The organism is Microbulbifer rhizosphaerae (assembly GCF_014191725.1).
Taxonomy (GTDB): domain Bacteria; phylum Pseudomonadota; class Gammaproteobacteria; order Pseudomonadales; family Cellvibrionaceae; genus Microbulbifer; species Microbulbifer rhizosphaerae.
The window spans coordinates 105047-129949 of the sequence record NZ_JACHWZ010000017.1 but is presented as its reverse complement, the minus strand read 5'-3'; the positions used below and the strand labels follow the sequence as shown (position 1 = coordinate 129949).

The 24903-nt window shown below is 61.7% G+C and carries 21 protein-coding genes; 9 read left to right on the top strand and 12 right to left on the bottom strand.

What is annotated here, in order from left to right; all coding sequences use genetic code 11:
• The first annotated feature begins 112 nt into the window (after positions 1-112).
• The 4 genes from FHS09_RS16745 (at position 113) to FHS09_RS16730 (ending at position 2774) form a co-directional block, all read left to right on the top strand.
• Positions 113-721 (top strand): ABC transporter ATP-binding protein, encoded by a 609-nt coding sequence (locus tag FHS09_RS16745; protein ID WP_183461985.1) that lies wholly within the window; start codon positions 113-115, stop codon positions 719-721.
• On the top strand, positions 718-1512 hold the full coding sequence (locus FHS09_RS16740) for an ABC transporter permease (protein WP_183461983.1): 795 nt from the start codon (positions 718-720) through the stop codon (positions 1510-1512). The genes FHS09_RS16745 and FHS09_RS16740 overlap by 4 nt, the downstream gene beginning before the upstream one ends.
• Positions 1513-1891: 379 nt before the next feature.
• Positions 1892-2317 (top strand): nuclear transport factor 2 family protein, encoded by a 426-nt coding sequence (locus FHS09_RS16735; protein WP_183461980.1) that lies wholly within the window; start codon positions 1892-1894, stop codon positions 2315-2317.
• Positions 2298-2774 (top strand): MerR family transcriptional regulator, encoded by a 477-nt coding sequence (locus tag FHS09_RS16730; RefSeq protein WP_183461978.1) that lies wholly within the window; start codon positions 2298-2300, stop codon positions 2772-2774. Before FHS09_RS16735 ends, FHS09_RS16730 begins: the two co-directional genes overlap by 20 nt.
• A 41-nt stretch (positions 2775-2815) precedes the next feature.
• Here FHS09_RS16730 and FHS09_RS16725 read toward each other — a convergent pair whose 3' ends face one another.
• From FHS09_RS16725 to FHS09_RS16705, 5 genes are all read right to left on the bottom strand, one after another.
• Complete coding sequence (locus tag FHS09_RS16725) at positions 2816-3430, bottom strand: outer membrane beta-barrel protein (RefSeq protein WP_183461976.1); 615 nt, start codon at positions 3428-3430, stop codon at positions 2816-2818.
• A 212-nt stretch (positions 3431-3642) separates the two neighbouring features.
• Positions 3643-4029 carry a hypothetical protein gene (locus tag FHS09_RS16720; protein ID WP_221192068.1) on the bottom strand — a complete coding sequence of 129 codons (387 nt, stop codon included), beginning with the start codon at positions 4027-4029 and terminating at the stop codon, positions 3643-3645.
• 499 nt (positions 4030-4528) lie between these two features.
• A complete protein-coding gene (locus FHS09_RS16715) occupies positions 4529-4876 on the bottom strand; it encodes a hypothetical protein (protein WP_183461974.1) in 348 nt (115 codons plus the stop codon).
• A gap of 94 nt (positions 4877-4970) precedes the next feature.
• Positions 4971-6926 (bottom strand): aconitate hydratase, encoded by a 1956-nt coding sequence (locus FHS09_RS16710; RefSeq protein WP_183461972.1) that lies wholly within the window; start codon positions 6924-6926, stop codon positions 4971-4973.
• Between the two features lie 108 nt (positions 6927-7034).
• On the bottom strand, positions 7035-12233 hold the full coding sequence (locus tag FHS09_RS16705; RefSeq protein ID WP_183461971.1) for a DUF748 domain-containing protein: 5199 nt from the start codon (positions 12231-12233) through the stop codon (positions 7035-7037).
• Between the two features lie 178 nt (positions 12234-12411).
• On the opposite strand from FHS09_RS16705, the gene selD reads away from it, so the two are divergent.
• From selD to cobB, 3 genes are all read left to right on the top strand, one after another.
• Entirely contained in the window at positions 12412-14700 is a 2289-nt protein-coding gene (gene selD, locus FHS09_RS16700) for a selenide, water dikinase SelD (protein WP_183461970.1), read from the top strand.
• A gap of 159 nt (positions 14701-14859) precedes the next feature.
• Positions 14860-16155 (top strand): NAD(P)/FAD-dependent oxidoreductase, encoded by a 1296-nt coding sequence (locus tag FHS09_RS16695; RefSeq protein ID WP_183461969.1) that lies wholly within the window; start codon positions 14860-14862, stop codon positions 16153-16155.
• Positions 16156-16313: 158 nt separating this feature from the next.
• On the top strand, positions 16314-17027 hold the full coding sequence (gene cobB / locus FHS09_RS16690; RefSeq protein WP_183461968.1) for a Sir2 family NAD+-dependent deacetylase: 714 nt from the start codon (positions 16314-16316) through the stop codon (positions 17025-17027).
• Positions 17028-17078: 51 nt separating this feature from the next.
• Here the strand turns inward: cobB and FHS09_RS16685 are convergent, their stop codons facing one another.
• A complete protein-coding gene (locus FHS09_RS16685; protein ID WP_183461967.1) occupies positions 17079-17552 on the bottom strand; it encodes a hypothetical protein in 474 nt (157 codons plus the stop codon).
• Positions 17553-17963: 411 nt separating this feature from the next.
• Between FHS09_RS16685 and FHS09_RS16680 the strand changes: the two genes are divergently transcribed.
• Entirely contained in the window at positions 17964-18410 is a 447-nt protein-coding gene (locus FHS09_RS16680; protein WP_246395102.1) for a CBS domain-containing protein, read from the top strand.
• Positions 18411-18494: 84 nt separating this feature from the next.
• Here FHS09_RS16680 and FHS09_RS16675 read toward each other — a convergent pair whose 3' ends face one another.
• Positions 18495-20354, bottom strand: coding sequence for an SLC13 family permease (locus FHS09_RS16675; protein WP_183461966.1), 1860 nt, complete (start codon positions 20352-20354; stop codon positions 18495-18497).
• Positions 20355-20432: 78 nt separating this feature from the next.
• On the opposite strand from FHS09_RS16675, the gene mnmH reads away from it, so the two are divergent.
• Positions 20433-21491: a tRNA 2-selenouridine(34) synthase MnmH gene (gene mnmH, locus FHS09_RS16670; RefSeq protein ID WP_246395101.1), complete on the top strand. Its 1059-nt coding sequence runs from the start codon at positions 20433-20435 to the stop codon at positions 21489-21491.
• A 115-nt stretch (positions 21492-21606) separates the two neighbouring features.
• Here the strand turns inward: mnmH and FHS09_RS16665 are convergent, their stop codons facing one another.
• From FHS09_RS16665 to FHS09_RS16645, 5 genes are all read right to left on the bottom strand, one after another.
• Entirely contained in the window at positions 21607-22536 is a 930-nt protein-coding gene (locus tag FHS09_RS16665; RefSeq protein WP_183461964.1) for an SDR family oxidoreductase, read from the bottom strand.
• Positions 22537-22655: 119 nt separating this feature from the next.
• Positions 22656-23024 (bottom strand): DUF2750 domain-containing protein, encoded by a 369-nt coding sequence (locus FHS09_RS16660; protein WP_183461962.1) that lies wholly within the window; start codon positions 23022-23024, stop codon positions 22656-22658.
• Positions 23025-23121: 97 nt separating this feature from the next.
• Positions 23122-23850 (bottom strand): M48 family metallopeptidase, encoded by a 729-nt coding sequence (locus tag FHS09_RS16655; RefSeq protein WP_183461960.1) that lies wholly within the window; start codon positions 23848-23850, stop codon positions 23122-23124.
• Entirely contained in the window at positions 23847-24287 is a 441-nt protein-coding gene (locus FHS09_RS16650) for a hotdog fold thioesterase (protein ID WP_183461958.1), read from the bottom strand. Before FHS09_RS16650 ends, FHS09_RS16655 begins: the two co-directional genes overlap by 4 nt.
• 49 nt (positions 24288-24336) lie before the next feature.
• Complete coding sequence (locus FHS09_RS16645) at positions 24337-24900, bottom strand: DUF2799 domain-containing protein (RefSeq protein WP_183461956.1); 564 nt, start codon at positions 24898-24900, stop codon at positions 24337-24339.
• Positions 24901-24903 lie beyond the last annotated feature (3 nt).

Genomic DNA, 24903 nt, shown 5'->3' with positions numbered 1-24903 from the left:
TGAAAATGGAATGACCATTCCCTGCGAGCTGCGCCTAACTGTGAACAATTTGGGGGGCTCTGATATACACAATTAGTACCTTACACCACACTAGAGAAGAGCCGGAAACCCATTGGCCTCGAAACTCCACCTCAACCGCGTCGCCATCGGCGCACTCGAAGATATCAACCTGACCCTGGCGCCGGGGGAGATCGTCTGCCTGTCCGGCGCCTCCGGTGCCGGCAAAAGCCGGCTGCTGCGGGCGATCGCTGACCTGGAATCCCACGGCGGAGAGATTCGCCTGGGAGAACAGGAGCAGTCCTCAATACCCGGCCACCAATGGCGGCGGGCGGTGATGATGGTGCCTGCGGAGAGCGCCTGGTGGTTCGATACGGTGGGCGAGCACCTGGACAAGCCGATGTCCAAGGCGCTCCGCACGCTGGGTTTCAGTGAAGAAACCTCCGACTGGCCGGTGGCCCGTCTGTCGTCCGGTGAGAAGCAGCGCCTGGCATTGGTGCGAGCCCTGTCCCGCGAACCCCAGGTGTTGCTGCTGGACGAGCCCACCGCCAATCTGGACGATGAGACCACCCGGCGGGCGGAGGAGTGGCTGCAGTCCCTGATTCGCGAGCACCACCAACCGGTATTGTGGGTGGCGCACCGCGAAGACCAGATCCGCCGCGTGGCCCGGCGGCACTTCCGCATCGAAGGCTCACAACTGGTGGAGCGGGAGCTGCGGGAATGAACGTGATCGACCTCTCCTGGTGGCAACTGGCCCTGACGTCGTCACTGGTGCTGGCGCTGGCCGCCTGCACTCATATTGCCCACCTGGGGATTGGCAAATCCCTGTTGATCGCCGCGGCGCGCACCGCTATCCAGCTCGCGCTGGTGGGCATGGTGCTGGAGGCGCTGTTCGCAGTGGGCAGCCTGCACTGGGTGGCCCTGATGGGGCTGGTCATGCTGCTGCTCGCCGGGCGGGAAGTGATGGCGCGGCAGAAATACCGGCTGCGCGGCGGCTGGAGCTTCGGCATCGGCACCCTATCCATGTTTATCTCCGCGTTCAGCGTCACCGTGCTGACCCTGGTGGTAATCATAGGTCCCAGCCCCTGGTACGAACCCCAGTACGCCATTCCGCTGCTGGGCATGCTGCTCGGCAACACCATGACCGGCGTGGCCCTCGGCCTGGACCGGCTCACCGAAAGCGCACGGCGCTCCCGCGATATCATCGAAAACCGGCTGATGCTGGGCGAGACCTGGACACAGGCCTGCGGCGATTTCCGCCGCGAGGCCATGCGCGCGGGGCTGATGCCGATTATCAACTCCATGGCCGCGGCGGGCATCGTCTCCCTGCCGGGCATGATGACCGGCCAGATCCTCGCCGGCAGCCCGCCGGCGCTGGCGGTCAAATACCAGATACTGATTATGTTCACCGTCGCCGGAGGCACCGGCTTCGGGACTTTCGCTGCCGTTGCCATCTGCTCGCGACGGTTGTTTGACCGGCGGGAGCGGTTGCGGATGGATCGGTTGAGTAATTAGGTTTCGAGGGAAAGAAAACCTAATTATCACCCGGCGGTGTAAGTTGGAAGGTTTGAGTTCAGCGGGCGCCAGGGGCTACCCGCTGAAACGAAAGATCAGACATTGAGATGTTGCTCAATGATTGCGTCACAAGGTCACCTGGGCCTGACTGATGCAGCCATTTTTTGGTTTCGAGGATGGTTCCAATCCCCGACCACTCTAATCTCCAGCCCCGCGGTGCATGCCATCCACGACAACTCCTCAAATGAATAATGAAACGGATCGGAATCATACGGCGAAGTAGAATGATCGCTCTTGACCTAGAGTGCACTCTAGGATGTTTAATTTCACTCAAGGCTATAAGAATGCCGCCATCCCGGTAAAACCAAGGAGATCAGCCATGCCACGGGAAACCGAACTGCACCTGCAGAACAAGCTCGCGTTGCAAGAAGCTTTCGACGCGCTGGCCGAGGGTAATCGCGGCCCGTTTGGTGCCTTGATGGACGAAGACGCCACCTGGACAATCATCGGCACGACCGCTTGGTCCGGCACCTATCGCGGCCTGCGGCAGATTCGCGATGAGTTGCTGTATCCGCTGTTCGCCCAGTTCGCGGATACCTATACCAATACCGCCTATCGCTTTATTGCGGAAGGTGACTGTGTGGCAGTGGAGTGTCGTGGCAAAGTTTCCCTTCGCTCGGGCAAGCCCTATAACAATACCTACTGTTACATTTGCCGCTTCGAAAACGGCAAGATAAAGGAGCTGACCGAGTATATGGATACGCTACTTGTCGAGGAGGTTCTCGATGCGCCAACACAACGCTGAGCGATCGCGCTCCCGGCTTCGCATCGGGGAGCTCGCCGCACGCTCGGGGAAGAGCGTGCACGCCATTCGCTGGTACGAAAGCCAGGGACTTATGCCCGGCGTACGTCGCGACGCCGGTGGACGTCGCGTTTACAGCGAGCATCACGTCGGCTGGCTGGAACTGCTCGGGCGCCTGCGCTGTACAGGTATGTCTATCAAGGATATGCACCGTTATACCGCCCTGGTCGAAGAGGGTGCGGACACCCTCGACCAACGACAGCAACTTCTACAGGCTCACCGGCTGCAGGTTGAGGAACATATCGTGGAATGGAACCGCGCCCTCGAAATGATCGACCGGAAGATCGGATTCTATGCCGACTGGATCGAATGCGGTTCCATGCCCGCCACCGATTGGCTGCCCGAAGAGCGGGCGAAAGCAATGGAACCATGTGTGCAATCCGGCGAAAGCGAGACCTGACTCCGGATCTCATTTCTGTGCTCGAACAGAACAGCCCGAAATCAGAAATTCCAGTCCACTGAAAACTGCAGCGAGTTATCTGCACCCTTGTCCCCGTTGTAGCTGTAGTAGGCCAGCGTGCCAGAAATCGCATCGCTGAAGCCAAAACGAGCAAAGGGTTTGAGGTAGGTAGTGCTCTCTATATCCACATTTTCACTGTAGCAGTCACTGCAATAGGTGATACCGCGGTCGATATCGAAATAGCGGTAACCTGCGTTGAGGCCCAGTACAAAATTGCCGGATTCGGAGAGCGGAAGCTGAATGCCGCCATCGATATAGATTGAACCGGCATCGATGCTTGAGTCTTCGGTGGATTCGTCGCCAGTCCAGTCGTTTTCCACCCGCTGGGAGAACTCGTCTTCGTCGTCGATAATAAAGAAACTGGCTCCAATGTTGAAATTGAACAGGCCCTTCTCGCCCGCATAGCCGACACCGATACCAAAGCCGCTGTCGGAAATACCGTTGGCGGTGGCAATATCGGGATCGAAATTGATCAGTTCCGCGCTGACGCCCCAGCGGCTCTTATACAGCGACGGTGCCGTATCCCCCTGCGCCACCGCAGTAGAAGCGGCCATACACGTCAACATCCCCAAGGTCAAGCTAATGACTTTATGCACGTTTTATTCTCCTCTTAAAGACTGCCACAAAAAGCACGCCGCGATTAAAAATGGGCGGTGCTTACAAGTCAAGAGCAAACGACAAAGGAGTGCAGACTGGAAAAAGCTGGAAGAAAGGTGAGGATCACCTCATGGTGTTGCGCCGTTTTCTCGTAACGTTACATCTTCTCAGGAACACTCAACAGCCATCGAGTATTAAACCGCTGGGTTTGTTAACTGCATACCTCGATATACCATTTGGGTTTCATACGTCCAAAATCACGACGGATGTGCGATTTCAAACTTTTCTTGGAATCCAGTACGAAGGCCTGATCGTCTTGTCTGGAAAATACAACCCAATGCCAGAAAGGCTTTCCTCCTTCTATATGCCATTTGATTGCAAGCAGGGCTTTCGCTGGAAGGCGATCCCAAGACTCAAACGGAACTTCCACAGCCGATGTGGAAATTTGGAGAGCAGACAGGATCTGCCGCACATACCCGGTGTCTGACCACAAGGTTTTATCCTCGGCGTAGATCCCCAAACTGTTGGCCACTCGCTTGGCTTCAGCGTAAGCTACACCTGCAAGAGCCGCACTCGCCGCCTCTCGCCCCCTTGACACTCTCATGAATCCGACAAGTAGTTTCTCTCCAGGTCTTCTGAAACGGCAAAATGTTCGACGGTTCAACTTTTCATTCGTATATGACCCTGATCATATTGATATCTCTTCATATAGCGTGTCGCCATCGATCGCAGGCCGATTCCCCTATGGAATTCCGCTCTTAAACAGTCATGGAATCACAAAGACAAGCAAAAATAGACAACGATGAACATCGTCAATATATTTATCCAGTGATCATTTATATTAAATTTCTTCACTTCCTCCAGCTTTTCATTTGACTCATATCCCAAATATTTGATCAACCCAGGAAAAGTGATTCTCTGATGTATAAAGAGCATTCCAATCTCCGCAATTAGCACTACTGAACAAACAATATACCAATAGCCCTCTAAGCCGAAATTCCGAATAAGCGCGAAACATAGAACGGCCCACAATATCCCCTGTATTGTAGAATCGATCATTGCAAATGTGGCTGTCTTTGAATCCATTTACGGTTTTCTCATAAAAGATCACCATACCCCCAAACCAATGTACCATATACAAGCGTTACCAATACAACAATGTTCAGATATCTACGCTTTTTCGGAAGCGTCAATTCTTCCATTTCGGCATCCGATAATTCGCCTTCTTTCTGAGCCAACTGATTCAACTCCTGGGTAAAGCTAAAATTCCTGTATTCAAGATAGACACTAAACATCACCAGCAGTGATCCCGAACGGGCATACCAATCTCCACCCAAGCTGAAGGCGATATATGCAGATCCCATGTGAATAACGTATGCGGCCCCTAACACCAGGAGGTCCAACCCTATCTTCCCGGAAGAATCCAATACTTCTTCAGGTTTCATAGCTGTTGTACGCGGCAGGAATAGGTGCGTGCAACCTTTCCGCCGCGCTGATTTGTTGAAAGCGGCATAATTAGTGTGAATGATTGTGTTGTTATCAGTGGATATCCGGGTGCTCCTCACGCGTCCGGCTGATCAACCCACCCGCTCTGAGCGTTGCGATCTCCTCCTCCGAGAGATCGTGGCGCAGCGTGATCAGTTCCCCGGAGGACAGGTTCTTGAGCTGCACCGGCTGGTCCTCCACCAGCTGATCCACCGGATTGTCCAGTTCCAGTTCGGCGTCCTGTTGCAGTTTGTCGTAGTCATCGGGGTTTTCGAACAACAGTGGGATTATGCCGAAATTGACCAGGTTGCGCCGGTGGATGCGCGCCATGCTCTTGGCGATCACGCAGCGCACCCCCAGGTAGCGCGGCGTGATAGCGGCGTGCTCCCGGCTGGAGCCCTGGCCATAGTTTTCTCCGCCCACCACGAAGCAGTCGCCCTTCAGGTCCATGGCGCGTTGGTAGAAATCCTTGTCGATACGGGAAAATGTGTAACGGCTGATCGCGGGAATATTGGAGCGCAGGGGCAGTATCTCAGCGCCGGCGGGGAGTATTTCATCGGTGGAGACATTGTCGCCGGCCTTGAGCAACAGCGGACCTTTTAATATTTTTGGCAGCGATTCGAAGTCCGGCAGAGGCTTGATATTAGGGCCCTTTTCCAGTTCCACTTCCACGGTCTCTATCAGGGAAGAGTCCATCGGCGCCTGCAGCAGTGGGCGCATATCCGACAGCTGTACCGGCTCGGTAAAAGACGGGTAGTCCATATCCATATCACGGGGATCAGTGATTTCGCCGTGAAGTGCGCTGGCGGTGGCAGTCTCCGGGCTGCAGAGGTAGACCTGATCCTCCACGGTGCCGGAGCGACCGGGGAAGTTGCGCGGAACGGTGCGCAGGCTGATGCGCCCGCTGGCCGGCGCCTGTCCCATGCCGATGCAGCCGCCGCAGCCGGTCTGGTGCAGGCGCGCGCCGGCTTCCAGTAATTTCGCCAGTTCTCCGCTGCGGCTGATTTCCTCGAGCAGCTGGCGCGAGGTGGGGTTGATATCGAAGGAGACGCCGTCGTTTACCCGCCGGCCGGCAACCATCTGCGCGGGGATCACAAAGTCCCGCAGGCCCGGGTTGGCGGAGGAGCCGATATAGCTTTGGTAGATGGGTCTGCCCGCCACCTCCCGCACCGGCACCACCTTGTCCGGGCTGGACGGGCAGGCGATCAGCGGCTCCAAAGTGGAGAGGTCGATGGTATCGGTCTCGTCATAACTGGCGCCTTCGTCCGCGGCCAGTTCGACATAATCCGCCTCCCGTTGCTGTTGCCGCAAAAATGCCCTGACCGCTTGATCGGCGGGAAAGACGCTGGTGGTCGCACCCAGTTCCTGGCCCATATTGGCGATCACGTGGCGGTCCATGGCGGTGAGCTTATCCAGGCCGGGACCGTAATATTCGACAATTTTATTCACGCAACCCTTCACCGTCTGCCGGCGCAGCATCTCCAGGATAATATCCTTGGCGCTCACCCAGGGGGGAAGTTCACCCTCCAGTTTCACCCCGAGAATCTTCGGCATCTTAGTGGAGAAAGGTATGCCTGCCATGGCCAGGGCCACCTGCAAACCACCGGCGCCGATTGCCAGCATACCCATTGAGCCGGCGGCGCAGGTGTGGCTGTCGGAACCCAACAGGGTCTTACCGGGGATGCCGAAGCAGCACATGTGCACCGGGTGACTCACGCCGTTGCCCGGGCGCGAATACCAGACGCCGTATTTGCGACAGGCACTCTGAAGGAACAGGTGATCGTCGGCGTTCTTGAAGTCCGTCTGCAGCAGGTTGTGATCCACGTATTGCGCGGAAATTTCTGTCTTCACCCGCGGCAGGCCCAAGGCCTCGAATTCGAGCATTACCATGGTGCCGGTGGCATCCTGGGTGAGGGTCTGGTCGATCACCAGTTCGATCGGCGCGCCGGGCTCCAGGGAGCCGCTGGCGAGATGGGGTTGGATAAGTTTCTGCGCGAGATTCATGGCCATAACTATTTTCTTCCGTAGGATGGGCAAAGCGCAGCGTGCCCATCTATGCCCGTCTGATGGGCACGCTGCGCTTTGCCCATCCTACAAAAAACAGCTTCTTCAACAGCCCTAATTGGAAAGCTCCACTCGCGGCTCCTCGAAATCGCGGCCGTTGTAGTCCGGCGCGCACTGGATGAATTTGTCCGCGGTAATGCCGGAGTTCAACAGGAAGAGCTGCACACGCTGGCTGCGGCGATCGGCCAGCTCTTCCAACTCCTCGTGTATCTCAGTGGGCGGGAAGCGATAGAAGGTTTCCCGCGCCTTGCGGCTGCCACGCATGCCGGGCGTACTGGCGGGATACAGCGCAATCCAGTCCCGGGCGGTGGCGACACCACAGATGCCCGGACGTGCCTCCGGGCGTTCTCTTAATGTAGACACCACATCCGCCAGGTGCTCCCTGGCCTCCAGGCTCAATTCGTCACTGCCCGGGGCAAAGGGCACCGGTTTGAAGCGCACGGCGCGCAAACGCTCCCACGCCAGGCGCGCGAGGGTGTAGAACCCCAGTGGCGTAAAGTAGCTGAACAGCGCTTCCATGATGGCACGTTGCAGAAGATCGCCGAAAATAAAGCTGAAGGAGAATTTCGGGTCGTAGAGATTGCCGGTTATCGGCATGGAGAAACGCACATTGCCCTTGCCGTCGCGCAACAGCGCCAGGGCGATATTCAGGGGAATGAGCGTTTTTTCCACCGGCAGGGAATCCCCGTCGCGCACGCGGCGGACTTTGATTTTATTCAGCACGATTTCGGAAAGGGCATCCACCTTGTTGTCCACGATGCGAATATCCATCGTGGCGTCCACCTGCCCCTGCAGGATCTTGTAGCCCAGCAGGTTGGCCATATAAGGGCTGGCGGGAATCAGGTTGACGTTTTTGAGATAGCCCGTCAGGTTGGCGTCCCATTTCCGGGTGTCCTTGTAGTCGATAAACCCCGCCAGCTGCACTTCCCCCAGGCCCCCGGGTCGGGCATTCACCAGCAGGATGGCCGGCGGGTGCAGCGGGTGGTTGCTGGCGTTGATCAGGCGCAGGTTGATCTCGCGCACCGGCAACCGGCTGCGGAACCGACCCAGGTGATCGATCCAGGTTAACGTGCCACTGTCGATATTGATGTCGCCGATGCGGTAGCGGAATTTCAGTTTTTCGGTAACCGCTTCTCCCGCTTTGGCCAGGGTTGGCATTTCGCCGGTAAGGGCCGCCAACTGTCTGCGCAAGGGAAACTCTCCCAGACGGTCGCGAACCAGGATCGCCTTAGGCCGCACCATGTCGACGCTGGCAATATCCAGGTGGTCTCCCGCGCGGTCATAGTGCAGACGATCGACCCGCAACAGCTCCATTTCGCCACTCCAGGCGTGGTGCTCGTAGTCCGGTGCATCTTCGGCGCGGCCGAAGAATGCGACCCCGCCGGCCTCCGCATACTGAAAGCGCAGCTGCCGTTCGCTGACAAACAGCTGTTCCATCCGGATCGAATCCCCGCGCACCAGCCGTTCCCCGCCGGCGCTCAGGATCTGCGGCTGTTCCACCCGGATATAGTCCAGCGCCAACCCATCTCGACCGCGATAGCTTCCGCGGGTTTCCAGACTGTCCGCCGCCACGCAGTGATCCACGCGACTGATATAGCCCCGGGGAATACAGCCGCTGATACCGCTCATGCGCAAATCGTCGGCGGAAACCTCCCCGGCGCCGAAGCGAAAAATCCCGACGCTCAGGGATTCCAACTGCAGCAACTGGGCCTGCAACCCCTTTGGGTAGTCCGCCTGGATCAGCCGGGCGCCGTCGATAACCAGCCCATGTAATTCGATGATCCGCCCGGCGGGGGTATCCACGCGCTCGATGCCCTGCAGCCGCATGGGTCCCAATTGATAACAGGGTGCCAGCCGCGTATCCCCCAGCCAGCCGGCCGGCAGGCAGCCGCTCAGGCCGGACAGGCTGCCGATCGACAGGCCGTCGCCGCCGTAGGTGAGTTGGTCCAGTTGAACCCGGGCAAATTCCCAGGGCTCGCCGGACCGGTTGCCGATCGACAGGTCCGCCAGCACGATGGACCCGCCGAAGGAAAATGGTGGCGCCAGCGACAGCCTTTGTTTCCCCGGCAGATAGAGGTCGCCCAGCCGGATACAGGAATCCCCCACCGGCGCCTTCGCCGCCCCCGCGACCTGTGCGGCCACCTGCTCCACGGGTCCGACAGGACAGCCTTGGAAATCGTGTATCCGCAGATCCGTTACCCACACCACAGGGCCACCGTTCCAGCGCAACTTTTTCCAGCTCAAACGCTGCAGCCCAACCTGTGCGTATTCCCCCTCCTCCTGCCACAGGGCTATCGCCTCCGAATTCAATTCCCCCAGTTCCAGGCGCGCCACCGCGGGGGTCAGGCCGATGCGGCTGACACCGGCAAACTGCAGGTCCTCCGCAGCGATGCAATCCGCTATCCCCCAGGCCCGCGCCTTTTCAGGCAGGAGGGTCCAGAGTCCGCAGGCCAGCAGCTGGTGCACTTCCAACCCGTAAAGCTCCAGCGCATCCGGTGTCAGCGACAATCTCGCCACTTCGACGGCTTCGATGCGCCAGAGGGGTTCCGCCACCGGTGCCGTCTTCAGTAGCGTGCGGCCCAGTCTTAGTCCGGGGGCTTCCTCCGCCCCCAAAGTGCGCAAGTCCGAAGTGGAAATGCAACGGGGAAGGCCGGAGCGCAGGGTGAAGCTATGGGGCAGGCAGCCGTGCAGTTGGGCGGCGGAAACGTTTTTTATTTTCAGACGCGTCGCCTTTGCGGTATCGCGCAGCCAGGCGATTTCCAGCCGCGGCGCCAGGAATTTCTGCACATCGATAACAACCTGGTCTTCCTGTTCAGTGAGGAGTATCCGTCGCGCCAGGGTACCGTTCAGATTTGCCGACACTTGGCGCCGGTCTATCTGCACTTGAAAATTCTCGCCCAGGCGCACGTCGGATAAATCCGCACAGCGAATATCGAGCACCGGGGAGGCAACCGAAGACGGTAGGCAACCATTGAATTCTTCCAGGGAAAAATACGGCAGGAAGAAATCCGCACTGTGGTTCCACTGCAGATAGCGGACCTTCGCTTCCGGCACCCGCAGGCCGGACAGGCTGAATAAATCGCGGCCCGCCAGGGTTTTTGTCTTCGCCCGATCCAGGGTCAGCTCCGCCGCAATCAGGTCCACCCCGCCTCCCCAGGCGACTTTCAATGGCTGGTGCTGGCGCAGGTTGAGCAGATCGAAACAGCCGGGCATTTGCCGCGGCTCTTCGTACAGCAGCCGCGCCCAGCTGTATGGCAGGCAACCCTGCAAACTGCTGAGGGAGAGACGCTCCAACTGCAGGTTGGGCCGGCGCACATCCGGCACCTGCGCCGCGCCCCTGTCATCCGCGGCCCGCTCGTCCGGCAGCAGGCCTTTCTCCCCGCCTTCGTCGGCCTCGGCTGAAGTGAGAGAGGTCGCCGACTTGCGCGGCCGATTGTCGTCGATCCAGGGGTTCTCGGTATCACTCTGGCGGCGGAAGTAACCGTGACCCGTGTGCAGTTGTCGCAGCAGCAGTCCGCGATCGCCATTCAGCCTATCCGCCAGCAACATGCGCTCCAGCCACAGTTCACCGAGGATAAGGAAGCCGTCGTCACCATCGGTCCAGGCGAAATTCCCCACTCCGGAAAGGCGGCGCACGTCCGCGCACAGGGAGCGCAACCGCTTCGGCAGGAGCGCGTCCGGCAGACAGCCGGAAAGGAATTTCAGGTCGAAATCCTGCAGCCGCAGCGGCGAGCCGGACCCGGACAAGCTGATATGTTGCCAGCGCAGTTCCCGCACCTGCAGCTGTGGCTGCCCCTGGCGCTTCAGACTGAACTCGGCCAGCGCCAACTGGCCGCTGTCGAAACCCCAGGGCTGCCCCTCGCGCTGCGAGGCGAAGCGGATCTGCAGCGGCTCCGGGGTGCGCAGGCCGGCCATGCGCAGGCAGAAGTCATCCGTTTGCCACAGGCTGCCGGGAATACAGCCGCTGGCACTGCCCATCTCCAGGCCGCGAAATTCCAGGCTGCGTTCTGCGCCCGTATAGTTGAGTTCGCCGATCAGGGTGTCATTCAGGGTAAGTGGGTTGCGCACATCGCCGGCCCGGTCCAGCAACCGGGTCTGCTGTAGGTGGCCGCCGGTGGTGTGCACATTCAGGCGCTGGCTCCAGTCGAAGACCACCGGCTCGGGCAGTTGCAGGGTACCTGCGCGCACGCAGTAGTGATGTTCGCGGTTGCGCCACGCCGACGGACACCAGTCGAAGGCGGTGGCGCCGGCGCGGTGCCAAGTGAGCTTTTTTTCCTCGCGGGTATAGCGGAAGCGGTTCATGGCCAGGGTGTCCGCCCGCCAGTTGGGGTAGCGGCGATTGCTGTGCCGCAGCAGGATGCCCTGGCCGCTGCCCCTCTGCCATTGCGCCCGGGCCTCGGGGCCGAAGGAAAACAACAGTTCGCCTTCCAGTTGCAACTTCCGCGCTGCGCCGCAGTGGCCGATCACCCGGCGCAGGCCCGGCCGCACTTCAGCCCAACGCGCCGGCGGGCAACTGGCGAAGTGCTCGGCTTCGAGCCGCGCGGCGGTGATACGGTTGCCCGGGTGTTTGAACATCGCCTCCTCCAGGTCCAATTTCACCAGCGCGGTATTGGGATCGCCGTCTCTGCCATCTCTCGCCAGCAGGTTGCGCAGCTGCAGCCGGTCGGCACCGATCGTCAGTTGCAACGGGTCATCGCCGCGGCGCAGCACCCGCACCAGGAACTCCCGCGCGCGCAGCTCGGTGAAATCGATACAGGTCGGCGTCTGCCACTGGGGCCTGTGGCGGTAGCAGAGCCGGCTGTCGTGGACGCGCAGGCGTTCGAACAGCAGGCGCAGGTCCCGCTGTGCAGGGGGTACCGCGCCCAGTCTCAATCCACCGATCTCCCAGAGGCGGCGCCCGTCCTCCCAGCGGGATTCCAGGTCCATGTGCGCGCCGTCCAGGTACGCCTCCTGCAATTGCAGGCGCCCGCGCAGCAGCTGCCACCAGCTGTAGTTGAGCATCAGTTCCCGCGCGCGGAAACCGCGCCCGCGGTCGTTTTTTATTCGCACCCCATGCACATAGAGACTCAGTGTGGGGATGGATACATACAGATGATCGATCTGCGTCTCCATGCCGCGTTGCCGCAGCCAGTGCTCGATACCCTCCCGCACCAGGATGGAGGCCGTAATGGAAAACAGCCCCAACAGCAACAGCCCAACCACCAGCCACCGGAACAGGCGCTTGAATGGATCGATAAACTGGGAAGACTGCATTGGCATTATTGGTAAACAGCGCTGAAAATGAATTTGGCGAAACAGGGGGCTGCAGCGGCGCCCACTAATTAAAGACCAGCGCCACGGGGATTTTTGTAAGCTGACGCGCAATAATGCGCGTACGCCGGTTCGGCCATTAGACTGCCTATTAATTGATCATTACTATCCGCGAGAGACCATGCAGGAGTACCCCAATTACCAGGATATCGTCCTGGTCGGCGGCGGCCACGCCCACACCATAGTGCTGAGAATGTGGGCCATGAACCCGCTGCCGGGGGCGCGCCTGACCCTGGTCTCACCGCAAATGCAAACCGCCTACTCCGGTATGTTGCCGGGGCTGGTGGCGGGCCACTACCGCACAGATGAAATCCATATCGACCTGGCGCGCCTCTGCCGCGCCGCCGGCGCGCGCTTTATACAGGCCAGCGCCCGGCACATCGATCTGCATCAGCGCAGCATTTCCCTGGCCGATCGCCCGGAGTTGGAATTCGACCTGCTGTCGCTGGACGTGGGCGCCACCCCCGCGCGGGATATCCCGGGCTCGGAACTGGCGATTCCGGTAAAACCTGTCGGCGACTTCCACCGCCACTGGCAGCAGCTCCAGGAACTGATGCGGGACAGCGGTGCGCCGCTGAAACTCGGCGTGGTGGGCGGCGGCGCCGGCGGCTGTGAACTGGCGATGGCGGTAGCCCACGCCCTCAACAACCGTGCAGAGAGTAACCGTGCCGAAGTGCATCTGGTGCACAACAGCGACCGCCTGCCGGAGCAGTACCCACCCCTGGCGCGCAGACTGGTGTCGCGGGAAATGGACAGACTCGGGATACAGGTGCACCGCAACTGGCCGGTGGCGGAAATCACCGGCGGCGGACTGCGTGGCGAAGACGGCCGCACCCTGGCGCTGGACCGGGTGCTGCTCTGCACCCAGGCCAGCGCGCCGCCCTGGCTGGCGGGTAGTGGCCTGGCCCTGGACGAGCGCGGCTTCGTACTGGTGGATGAAAAACTGCGCGCACAGGGTCGGGCAAATATTTTCGCCGTCGGCGACGTGGCCAGCTTCGCCGAGCAGCCGCTGCCCAAGGCCGGAGTCTACGCGGTGCGCCAGGGTCCGGTGCTGTTCCACAACCTGCGCGCGGCCCTTATGAGAAAGCCGCTGAAAGACTTCCGGCCGCAGAGACATTTCCTCAGCCTGCTCTCCTGCGGCGGCAAGCGCGCCGTGGCGGTGCGCAACGGCCTCGCGGTCGCGGGCGGCGGCCTCTGGCGCTGGAAAAACCATATCGACCGCGCTTTTATGCGTCGCTTCAGCGAATTGTCTCTGGTCATGGCCATGGAGCCGCCGCGGCGCCCGCGGGAAATCATCGGCGAACGCAGTGGTATCGCGCTGGAGAAAATGCGCTGCAGCGGCTGCGGCGCCAAGGTGGGCGCCGAGGTGCTGAACCGCGCTCTGGAAAAACTGCCGCCGCAGCAGTCCCCATACTTGCGCCGCGGTGCGGGTGACGACGCCGCGGTGATGGATCTGCCCCACGGCAAACTGCTGGTGCAGAGTTCGGATCAGCTGCGCGCGCTGGTCTCCGACCCCTGGCTGTTCGGCCGCCTGGCGGCGCTGCACGCATTGTCGGACCTGTTCGCCATGCACGCCCAGCCCGTCGCCGCCCAGGCGCTGGTCACCCTGCCGCTGGCGACCGCGGAACTGGCGCGGCGCGACCTGCAACAGCTGCTCGACGGCGCGGCGCTGGAACTCAACCGCCACCACTGCGCCTTGAGCGGCGGCCACACCGCCGAGGGTGCGGAACTGCAACTGGGTCTCACGGTCAACGGCATCGCCAGTCCTGACCAATTGCTGGAAAAGACCGGCGCCCGCCCCGGCGACTGCCTGGTGCTGAGCAAACCGCTGGGCGTGGGCACCCTGTTCGCCGCCGAGGGGCTGGGAAAAGCGCGCAGCCGCTGGCTGCAGGACGCATTGGAGACCATGCTGAAGAGTAACGCCGCCGCCGCGGAAATCTTCGCCCGCCACAGCGCCCGCGCCCTCACCGATATCACCGGCTTCGGCCTGCTCGGCCATCTGCTGGAAATGCTCGGCCTCGACCATGCCGGCGGCGGGACAGGTCCCCTCGGCGCGACCCTGATTGCGGAAAACCTGCCGCTGCTGTCCGGCGCCGCCCACTGCGCGGAACAGGGCTGGTTGTCCAGCCTGCAGCCGCAGAATGCCACCGCCTATGGCAGCGTCGACAACCCCGGCGAGTGGGGTGCGCTGCCCCACTGGGCGCTGCTCACCGATCCGCAGACCTGCGGCGGACTGCTCGCCGCGATACCGGCCGCCCAAGCGGAGGAATGTGTACGCGCCCTGCAACTGGCGGGGTGCGAGCGGGCGGCAATTGTCGGCGTGGTAAATACCGCCGGTGGACGACCAATACGACTGGCTAGAAAGGTGGACTGGCAGCAGCTGGCCGCGCAAAGTGAAACCGCCTTGTAGGAGCGCCGGGGTGTCCCCAGCCCGCGCAAATTGCCAATCGCGCACCGCTGGGGGATACTGGCGCCACAACACAGCGCCGACAATCCGGCGACGAAAAAAAGCAGCGATGGTCTTTCACAGATTGGGGAATCGGTTTTTAGCAGTCGACAGGAAGACCTTATGAAGAAAATCGTTATCGTCGGCGGCGGCGCCGGCGGTCTGCAGCTGGCCACCCGGCTGGGCCACTATTTCTCGCGCAAACGTCAGCGCAAATCCCCCGCGGCGCACGTCACCCTGGTGGACAGGAATCGCACCCATATCTGGAAACCCCTGCTGCACCAGGTAGCCACCGGCGCACTGGATTCCAGCCTGGACGCACTCAATTACCAGGTGCACGCCCGGGGCAACGGCTTCGATTTCCAACTGGGCAGCCTGCACAAGCTCGATCGCAGCCGGCAGGTGATCGAGTTAAGCCCGGTGCTGGACAGCGAGGGGCGCCAGTTGGTACCGGCGCGTGAACTGGAGTACGACTACCTGGTGCTGGCCCTGGGCAGCCAGAGCAACGATTTCCACACCCCGGGGGTACGCGATCACTGCGTGTTCCTCGACAGCAGCGAACAGGCGCGGCGATTCCACCGCCTGCTGCTGGACAGCTTCCTGCAACTGGAAACCCACGTCACCGACAATATGCAGATCGCCATTGTCGGCGGCGGCGCCACCGGGGTGGAGCTGGCCGCGGAGCTGATGGACACCACCCGGCAGATGGGCCATTACGGCCATATCGCCCGCCGCGCCCTGCAAGTCACCCTGATCGAAGCCGGCCCCCATCTGCTGCCCGCACTGCCGCCGCGCCTGGGCAACAACGCCGAGCGGGAACTCAGCCGCCTGGGAGTACGGGTGATGACCAACTGCGCCGTGTCGGAAGCGAACAGGGAGGGCTTCGTCACCGCGAACGGCGAGGAAATCCCCGCGTCCATTCGCGTCTGGGCCGCGGGGGTAAAAGCCGCGGACTTCCTGGCCCAACTGGACAGCCTGGCCACCAACCGGCTCAACCAGATCGAAGTCACCGCGGACCTGCAGAGCGTCAGCGATCCCCATATCTTCGCCCTCGGCGACTGCGCCGGCTGCACTGACAGCGCCGGCCAGAAGGTGCCCCCGCGCGCCCAGGCGGCTCAGCAGATGGCGGGGGTTGCCGAGTACAACCTGATCGCAACAATCGAAGGACGCCCGCTGAAGGAATTCCACTACCGCGACCACGGCTCGCTGGTCTCCCTGAGCAAACACACCGCGGTGGGCAACCTGATGGGCGCGCTGGTCAAGGGCAGCCTCACCATCGAGGGGCGTATCGCCGGCTTCGCCTACCGCTCCCTGTATCGCATGCACCTGGCGGCGGTGCACGGCTGGGCCAAGGCGATGCTGATCTACCTGGTGGGACGGGCCAACCGGTTTGTGAAGCCGCCGTTGAAAATGCACTAAGCCGGGAGCGCCGAGCCCCAGCTCGGCATGCGGGCCGAAGGCCCGCTTTTGGCGGATTTAGCTCTTATCCACTTCGAAATACATTCGTCATACCGGCGCACGTCGCTAGTGGGGGCGGAGCTTGTGTTTGCCCCACCCCCGCCGCAAAATCGACAGTCATGAAATATCAACACATTGTCGTACTCACCGGCGCAGGCGTCTCCGCCGAGTCCGGCATTCGTACCTTCCGCGGCGCCGACGGCCTGTGGGAGAACCACCGCCTGGAAGACGTGGCCACTCCCGAGGCCTTTGACCGCGACCCGGAGCTGGTACAGCGCTTTTACAACGAGCGGCGCCGGCAACTGCTCTCCCCGCAGATCGCACCCAACGCAGCGCACCAGGCGTTGGCGGAACTGGAGCGGGAATTCCCCGGCGATCTCCTGCTGGTCACCCAGAATATCGACGACCTCCACGAGCGCGCCGGCAGCCGCAACCTGATCCATATGCACGGGGAATTGCTCAAAGCGCGTTGCGGCAATACCGGCAGTCTCTACCCGATCCGCGGCGACTTGCGCACCGGCGATCCATGCAACTGCTGCGGGGTGTCGGGCAGTTTGCGCCCGCACGTGGTCTGGTTCGGGGAAATGCCGCTGGAAATGGAGCGTATCTCCGATGCGCTCAGCGGGTGCGATTTATTTATCAGCATCGGCACCTCGGGCAATGTGTACCCGGCGGCGGGCTTTGTCGAATGCGCCAACGCCGCCGGCGCCCACAGTGTGGAACTGAACCTGGAGCCGGGCAGCACACACGACGCTTTCCACGAGCATCGCTACGGACCGGCTTCCGAGGTAGTGGCCGGATTTGTGCGGGAGCTGCTGGAAAATTCCCGGTAGTAACCGAAAGGAATATCGCGGCCACAGCCGCGACACGGGGAGCTGGAGGGACTAGATCTTCCAGGTCTTAACGGTTTCCAGGTCGTGCTCGGCAATCCAGTCATTCAGCTGCTTGGGATTGCGCTTTTTCTTTTCCACGGTGGCGCCGGTGTAGGGGTTGCGGTAGTGACCGGTCTCCAGTTTCGGTTCGCTGGATTTGGCGGCGACCGCGCGACGGGTGCGACGGGGGGAATCGCCTTCGCGTTTCAGGGAGCGGGCGACGCGGGACTTGAGGCTTTGGATATAGTCCGGTGCATCCTCCTGGTTCAGCTGGCCCACCAGCCAGTTCACCATTTCCTCGGCGCGCGCAACGAAGAATTCCTCCTCCGCCATATCGTATTCCGCAGCCAGGTTTACCAGGGCCTTGTCGAAAGCGATAACGCCCTGCTTTTTGCGTTCGACCTGCTCCCGCTGTTGTTGCAGCTCTTCAATTTTTGCCTGGTGCTCGGCGATTTGTTGTTCGATTTGATCGTATTCCTGAAACATTCAATAAACCTCAACTGCTGTTATCAAATACAGAGATAGTAACTGAACCGCAAAACGGCACAGGGTTTGGGCTCCGGAAACCGGACGATATAAATTGCTTAATAAACCCCCTATCCGGCTTTTATCGGATAAGAAGTGTAAATATCACGGTATATAACATGTGAAACTATATTTGCAGCCAAACGGCTGAAAATCAGTAAATCGGCAACTCCTTGCGAGCCGGGGAGCCCCGATATTACAGAGTCTGCGCAGAACTTGGGCAGAGGTCGCGAATAATAAGCTTTCGCCGGTAAATATCAACCGATATTTGACTATATCGCTATAATCAACGCCCAGGGGACGATTTGGTGAACATCCGCCACTGGCCTATGCTTTTGAATGCAACCGTCTCCTGATTCAGGTTTTGTGCCTATGTCCAAACCCCGCAATATCCATCATATGCCCACCCTGGCGGCACTGATGACCCCCTTCCCCTACCATATCGATATAAGCGCCACCGTAGAGGAGGCGCTGGCGCTCATGGAGGAGCATGGGGTACACCACCTGCCGGTCACCCGCGACGGCGACCTGGAGACGGTTATATCGCGGCGGGATATCGAAAGGGCCAATGCCCCCGGCCACCGCCTGGAGGAGCAGCAGCTGTATGTGCACGATCTCTGTGCCCGCCGCCCCTATATCGCCGATATTCACGACCCGCTGGACAGGATACTGCTGGCCATGGCCGAAACGGGCATCGGCTCCGTGCTAGTGATGCGCGAAGGGGAATTGGCGGGAATTGTCACCGTCACCGACGCCCTGCGCTTCTGCAGCGAATACCTGGCGGACCTGGCGCGGCAGGAAGATGACTCCGTCGCCTGAATAAATTCCCCTGTAGGAGCGGCCGCTGGCCGCGATTGAAGGCCGATCGCGGCCAGCGGCCGCTCCTACACCGTCACCGACCATTTACAGCGGCCAGACCCACAGCAGCATCGGAATAGCGACCACCACCACCAGAATCTCCATCGGCAACCCCATGCGCCAGTAATCACCAAACCGGAAACCGCCGGGACCGAGGATCAGGGTATTGTTCTGGTGTCCGATCGGGGTCAGGAAGGCGCAGGATGCGCCTATGGCCACCGCCATCAGGAAGCTGTCCGCGTTGACCTCCAGTTGCGCTGCCGCCCCCAGGGCGATGGGGCACATCACCGCGGCGGTGGCGGCGTTGTTCATAAAGTCCGACAGGGTCATGGTGATCACCAGCAGCAGCGCCACGGCCACCACCGCGTGCCCCCGGGCGACGTACTCCAGCATGCCCTTGGCGACCAGCTCGGCGGCGCCGGTGGACTCCATCACTCCCGCGACGGGAATAAGAGCCCCCAGCAGCACAACCACCGACCCGTCTATGGCCCCGTATACCTCGCGCAAAGGCAGTACCTTGAACACCATGAACGCCAGCACGCAGGCGGAGAAGGAAATAGCCGCTGGCAGCAGCCCAAAGGCCGCGCCGGCCACGGCAAGAGCCATGGCCAGCAGGGCGATGGCGGCCTTGTGCATATGGGGAATATTGATCGAGCGCTGCGCCAGCGGCACGCAGCCCTGTTCGCTGGCGAAATTGTTCAGGCGCGCATCGGTGCCCAGCATCAACAGCGCGTCCCCGGCGCGCATCGGCGTCGAGCGCAGTCGGCGCACCGAGCGGCGACCCTGGCGGGAGAGCGCCAGCAGGCTGATCTCATAGTGGGTGCGGATGCGCATCGCCTCTACCGAGCGGCCCACCAGGGGGGAATCGGGCATCACCACCAGTTCGCGTAACAGGGCCTCGCTGTCCTCGGAAGATTTGGATTCCTCCTTGTCGTCGGATTTCGACCGCTTATCGCGCCGCAACCGACTCGGGGAGGACTCCTCCTTCTTCTTGTTTTCCTCTTCCTCCTCCTGGGATTTCTCCCCCTCCAGTTTTAGCCCCAGGGTGGAAATCGCCGCGGAGAGGGATTCGGGCTCCGCCTCGATCACCAGGATATCGCCTTCATACACCGCCCTGCCCGGCGAGGCCACGGACAATCGCCGCTCGTTGCGCACCAGGCCCACCACCTGGGCATCCGCCTCGCTGAGGATCTCCTCGATCTCCGCCAGGGATTTACCGGCGGCAGAACTCTTCTCCTCCACCACCGCCTCCGTCAGGTAGGTACCGGTGTCGAAAGTGGCGGCACCGGCCTGGGTGCGCATAGGCACCAGCCGCCAGCCGAGCAGCGCCACAAAGGTCACCCCAACCAGAGCCACCGTGAGCCCCACCGGGGTGAAATCGAACATGCCGTAACTGCCGGCCCCAACGCTGGCGCGGAAGCCTGATACGATCAGGTTCGGCGGCGTACCGATCAGGGTGGTCATGCCTCCGAGGATGGTGCCGAAAGACAACGGCATCAGGACCTTGCCGGGCGGCAGCTGGCATTTGCCCGCCACATCCGCAGCCACCGGTATCAGCAGCGCCATGGCACCCACATTGTTCATAAAGCCGGACATCACCGCACCGACGGCGGCGAGAACACCAATGGCGAGGGTGGGGGAATCGGTTTTGGGCATCAGCCGCTGGGCCAGCATGTCCATTGCCCCGGTACTTTGCAGCCCCCGGCTCAGGATCAGCACCGAGGCCACGGTGACCACCGCCGGGTGGGCAAACCCCATAAAGGCGTCGGCGGGTTCGATGAGGCCGACAAATACGCAGGCAAACAGCGACGCAAGCGCCACCATATCGTGTCGCCAGCGGCCCGATATGAACAGCACCACGGTGGCGGCGAGAATGGCGAGGATAGTGAACTGCTCAGCGTTCATCTAGTGTTAACAGGTCCTGGGAATCCGCAACGGCGCCTATTCAGGGTAAACTTGCCGGCAACTTTTTGGAGATTGAATTTGCGCCAGAACGATTACCGCCAGCTTTTTTTGCTCGACATACCGCTGATGGACGTGCGCGCACCGGTGGAATTCGCCCGCGGCGCCTTCCCCGCCGCGGAAAGCCACCCGCTGCTGGACGACCACCAGCGGGAACTGGTGGGCACCGAATACAAGCGCTCCGGCCAACAGGCGGCGATTGAACTGGGCTGGAAACTGGCCACGCCGGAGGTGCGCGCCCAGCGCCTGTCCAACTGGAGCGATTTCGTGCGCCAGCACCCGGATGGCTGCCTCTATTGCTTCCGCGGTGGCCTGCGCTCGCGCACCGCACAGCAGTTGCTGCTCGACGAGGGCATCCACTATCCGTTGGTGGAGGGCGGCTACAAGGCCATGCGCAACTTCCTGCTCGCGGGGCTGGAACAGAACTGCGCCCAGCTGCCGCTGGTGGTGATCGCCGGCCGCACCGGCAGCGGCAAGACGGAACTGATCCAGCGCGCCGCGCGCACAGTGGACCTGGAAGGCATCGCCCGCCACCGCGGCTCCAGCTTCGGGCGGACTGGACAGCCACAGCCGGCACAGATTGATTTTGAAAACTGCATCAGTATCGACCTGCTCAAACTGGCACAGACCGCCGGCCCTGTGTTTCTGGAAGACGAGAGCCACCTCATCGGCCGCTGCGCCCTGCCTCTGCCGTTGCAGGCGGCGATGCAGGCGGCTCCCCGTGTACTGGTGGAGGAGCCGGTGGAAGCGCGCGCCCGGCGTATCGTCGAAGGCTATGTGGCCGGGGCCCTGTCGCGCTTCGACGGCCCGGCGGCACTGGGGGAGGAACTGCGTAGCAATCTCGGCAAAATCCAGAAACGCCTGGGCGGCCTCCGCTACCAGCAGTTGGACGAACAATTGCGAGATGCCAATCTCGAACTGGAGCGAAGCGGTAACGCAGACACCTATATCCCGCTAGTGATGGCGCTGCTGCGCGATTACTACGACGGCAGTTACGACTACTTGATGAGCAAGCGCGAGGGGGAGATTCTGTTTCGCGGCAGTTTTGATGAAGTGGCGGAGTGGTTGGCTGAACGGTAGGAGGGTTACTCCCACCTGATAAATTTAGCCCCCGGCGGGCCTGCGGAGCTGGAGCTTCGCGGTCCCAGGGGGATGGTTCTCGGGAATACCGAGCTTCAGTTCCGCAACGCGGCCACTAAGATTTAAGCGGAATCCGCCGCAAATGAAAGCGCCGCGACAGCAACCAGTCCCTCAATCGCTGCGGCATCCAGCGAGCCATCCACGGCAGCAGGCGGCTCTTGTTGCCCAGGCGCACCAGTGCCGGCGGGCGCTTGCGCAACAGTTCAGCCGCCAGCTTGCGCGCCAGGCTGCTGGCCAGGGTGGCGTTCTGCTGCGACTCCTGCGCCCGCGCGCGCACTGCCTCCTCCTGGCGCTTGTACCAGGAGTCCGGGGCCAGCAGACCGCGCAGGGAAGTCTCCGCGTGGCGGCCGAACTCCGAGGCGATGGCTCCCGGCTGCACTGTCATCACGCGGATACCGAAAGGTTTCAGCTCTAGCCGCAGCACTTCGGATAGCGCGTGCAGCGCCGCCTTGGAGGCGCAGTAGGCGCCGGAAAAAGGCGTGGGCATCACCCCGGATACAGAACCGATATTGCAAATAACCCCGCGCCGTTCGGATTTCATCAGCGGCGCGCAGGCGCGGATCAGCGCCATGGGCGCGAATACATTGGTGCGAAACTGGCTCTCCAGAGAGCGGGTGTCCAGCTCCAGCAGCGGGCCCATCTGCCCGTAGCCGGCGTTGTTCACCAGGATATCCAGGCGCCCGTAGGCGGCCTTGAGGGCGTGCACCACGCGGCTGATATCCGCCTGGGAATTGACGTCCAGCGCCTCGGTGGCGATACCCAGGTCCGCCAGCTCCTGCAGGCTCTCCGGTCGCCGCGCGGTGGCGATCACGATGGTGCCGCGGCGGTGCAGGGCCAGCGCCAGCTCGCGGCCGATACCGCTGGAACAGCCGGTGATCAGCGCCACCCGGTCCGGCACCACATAGCCGCGGCCGATCTGCGCCAGGCTCTCGGCGGCGAAGGCGCGGTCGGATGGGCGGAATCGGGACGCGGGTGGTTTGTTCACGGGAAGGGTTCTCTACTCCGCTTTGAAGTGGGGGTTTTCGATCAGGCCGGGGAACGGTCCCATCCTGAGACTCCCCGCGTTTCTGTTTTTATCCCAACTGGCGCCCTCTCCGGCGCGATCTACTGCAACTCCTGCTCAAGTTGTTCCAGCAGGTCCAGCGGCTCCAGTTCGATACCTTCCAGTTCATCGTTCCAGTTGATGCCCACCAGCAGTACATCCTCGTGCATGCCGGTGAGCCAGTCGTCCATAAACTCTTCCAGGTCGATGGCCACGACGTGGTAATCGTCCCAGTCGCCATCGGCGTGCAGTTCGGCAAATTCCCGCTGGGACCAAAAAGGCATTACCTCGGTCCGGGGATATTTTTCCGACTCGCACAGTGCGAAGCCCTCTTCGCCCTCCAGCGCCCAGACGCAGCCCTGCCCTGCGCACTCGGGCAAAAAACGCGCGCAGTTGTCTTCGAAATCATCGCTCAGGGATTCGGCTTGCATGGCGGCACCTCGGGAATTTGAGAGGAGTTTACGCCAGAATGCGGGCGCTCGCGAGCGGGCGCCCAACTCAGGCAAAGGGCATGCGCAAGGTTTTCTCCTACAGGTGCAACTGGTGGCCGTTGTCGCGCAGCCAGCGACGCAATTCCCGATAGCGCGGGCAGACGCTCTCCACCAAGTGCCAGAAAGCCGGACTGTGATTGTGGTGGCGCAGATGGCAGACCTCGTGGGCCACCAGGTAATCCACCACCACCTCCGGCGCCAGGCACACCAGCCAGTTGTACTGCAGCTCGCCGCGCACACTGCAGTGGCCCCATTTGCTCTTGGTGCGGCGCACGCGCACCGAGGAAAACGCAAGCTCCAGCCGGTCGGCAAACTGATGCGACTTTTCCTCCAGCAGCGCCAGGGCCTCCTTTTGATAGAGCCGCTGCAGCGCGGTTTGCAGTTGGGATTCATCGGGCTCGCGATAGCGGGTGTACAGGGAAATGGCGCCGGCGGCGATACCGCTGTGTGTGGCGCCGGCGGCGATACCGCTGTGTGTGGGGCCGGTGACGCGCACCAGGGGATAGCGCGCCCCCAGCCAGGGAAAGCTTTCGCCAAAGGCGTAGCGATGTTGCGGAATCTGCGCCGCGCGCTCCTCGGCGCGCAACAGCTGAGTGCGCACCCAGTGGATATTCTCCCGCAGGAACTGATGCCCGTGGCGCGCGGCGCAGCGCTCGGGGATACGCACCTCCACGCCGGACTCCGCCAGCACCAGGCCCAGGCGCCTGCGCCGCGGCGAGCGCACCAGGCGATAGGGAATATTTTCGAAAACGAACTCCGCGCTCATTGCCCCCCGTTTACCCCGTGCGCCACCACCGCCATGGTAATCCGGGAAATGCAGCTGAGCTTGCCCCGGGGATCGGTAATGCGGATTTCCCACACCTGGCTGCTGCGGCCGAGATGCGCCGGGCGCGCGGTGCCGGTCACCGTGCCCTCCGCCACCGGGCGCAGGTGATTGGCATTGATCTCCTGGCCCACGCAGTAAAACCTGTCCGTATCCACCACCAGGTTGGCGCCGAAGGAGCCCAGGGTTTCCGCCAGCACCACGCTGGCGCCACCGTGCAGTATGCCGAACGGCTGGCGGGTGCGCTCGTCCACCGGCAGGGTGCCCACCAGGTAGTCATCGCCCAGTTCGGTGATCTGCAGGCCGATATATCCCGGCATGCAATCGGCGGCGCTCTGGTTGAGCTGTTCGAGGGTGGGGGTCGTGTGCCAGATTGCCATTGTTTATTTCCCGTTATTCAGGCGACAGGGAGAGAGTCGTTACACCAGGTCAGTACATAAGGCCGAAGCCAAAGCCGGTAAAGCGGCTCAACGCCAAATCCAGCCTGCGCAACTCCCGCACCAGTGCGCGGCGGCGATGTTTGAGTCGGTGGATCTGATCTTTGTCTTTCGCCTCCGCCAGCGCAACGCGCACGCTGTGGAGGTCCCTCTCGGTGCTCTCATAGCGGTCCACCAAACGGCGGTATTCCAGCTCTATCTGGTAGGCGGCGAGGCCGCGCTGGTATTCCGCCATAAACAGGTCCGCGGTGGGACCGGCGCAGACGCCCTCGTAGCTGTTGCCGCGGCGCCCCTGGTAGTAGCCGTTCTCCGGGGTGCAGTACTGCTCCACCCCCTCCTCGTGGCCGCGCAGCCAGGCGTCGCTGTCCACCCGTTCGCCGTACTCCTGGCACTTCTGCGCTATCTGGTAGACCAGCGCCTGGCTGCGGCCGCGGGCACCGTCCTGCAGCCCGCGCTCGTACCAGAGGCCCGAGCGACACTCGTCTTCGGAAACCACTGCGCAGCCAGCCAGCAGAACGGGCAGCAGGATCAACGGGCGCAGGCTGGAACTGTTCATGGT

Excerpts from the sequence above, each read along its gene's own strand:
- FHS09_RS16740 (WP_183461983.1), top strand. The coding sequence starts at position 718 with ATGAACGTGATCGACCTCTCCTGGTGGCAACTGGCCCTGACGTCGTCA.
- FHS09_RS16735 (WP_183461980.1), top strand. The coding sequence starts at position 1,892 with ATGCCACGGGAAACCGAACTGCACCTGCAGAACAAGCTCGCGTTGCAA.
- FHS09_RS16730 (WP_183461978.1), top strand. The coding sequence starts at position 2,298 with ATGCGCCAACACAACGCTGAGCGATCGCGCTCCCGGCTTCGCATCGGG.
- FHS09_RS16715 (WP_183461974.1), bottom strand. The coding sequence starts at position 4,876 with ATGAAACCTGAAGAAGTATTGGATTCTTCCGGGAAGATAGGGTTGGAC.
- FHS09_RS16710 (WP_183461972.1), bottom strand. The coding sequence starts at position 6,926 with ATGGCCATGAATCTCGCGCAGAAACTTATCCAACCCCATCTCGCCAGC.
- FHS09_RS16705 (WP_183461971.1), bottom strand. The coding sequence starts at position 12,233 with ATGCAGTCTTCCCAGTTTATCGATCCATTCAAGCGCCTGTTCCGGTGG.
- selD (WP_183461970.1), top strand. The coding sequence starts at position 12,412 with ATGCAGGAGTACCCCAATTACCAGGATATCGTCCTGGTCGGCGGCGGC.
- FHS09_RS16695 (WP_183461969.1), top strand. The coding sequence starts at position 14,860 with ATGAAGAAAATCGTTATCGTCGGCGGCGGCGCCGGCGGTCTGCAGCTG.
- cobB (WP_183461968.1), top strand. The coding sequence starts at position 16,314 with ATGAAATATCAACACATTGTCGTACTCACCGGCGCAGGCGTCTCCGCC.
- FHS09_RS16685 (WP_183461967.1), bottom strand. The coding sequence starts at position 17,552 with ATGTTTCAGGAATACGATCAAATCGAACAACAAATCGCCGAGCACCAG.
- FHS09_RS16680 (WP_246395102.1), top strand. The coding sequence starts at position 17,964 with ATGTCCAAACCCCGCAATATCCATCATATGCCCACCCTGGCGGCACTG.
- FHS09_RS16675 (WP_183461966.1), bottom strand. The coding sequence starts at position 20,354 with ATGAACGCTGAGCAGTTCACTATCCTCGCCATTCTCGCCGCCACCGTG.
- FHS09_RS16660 (WP_183461962.1), bottom strand. The coding sequence starts at position 23,024 with ATGCAAGCCGAATCCCTGAGCGATGATTTCGAAGACAACTGCGCGCGT.
- FHS09_RS16655 (WP_183461960.1), bottom strand. The coding sequence starts at position 23,850 with ATGAGCGCGGAGTTCGTTTTCGAAAATATTCCCTATCGCCTGGTGCGC.
- FHS09_RS16650 (WP_183461958.1), bottom strand. The coding sequence starts at position 24,287 with ATGGCAATCTGGCACACGACCCCCACCCTCGAACAGCTCAACCAGAGC.
- FHS09_RS16645 (WP_183461956.1), bottom strand. The coding sequence starts at position 24,900 with ATGAACAGTTCCAGCCTGCGCCCGTTGATCCTGCTGCCCGTTCTGCTG.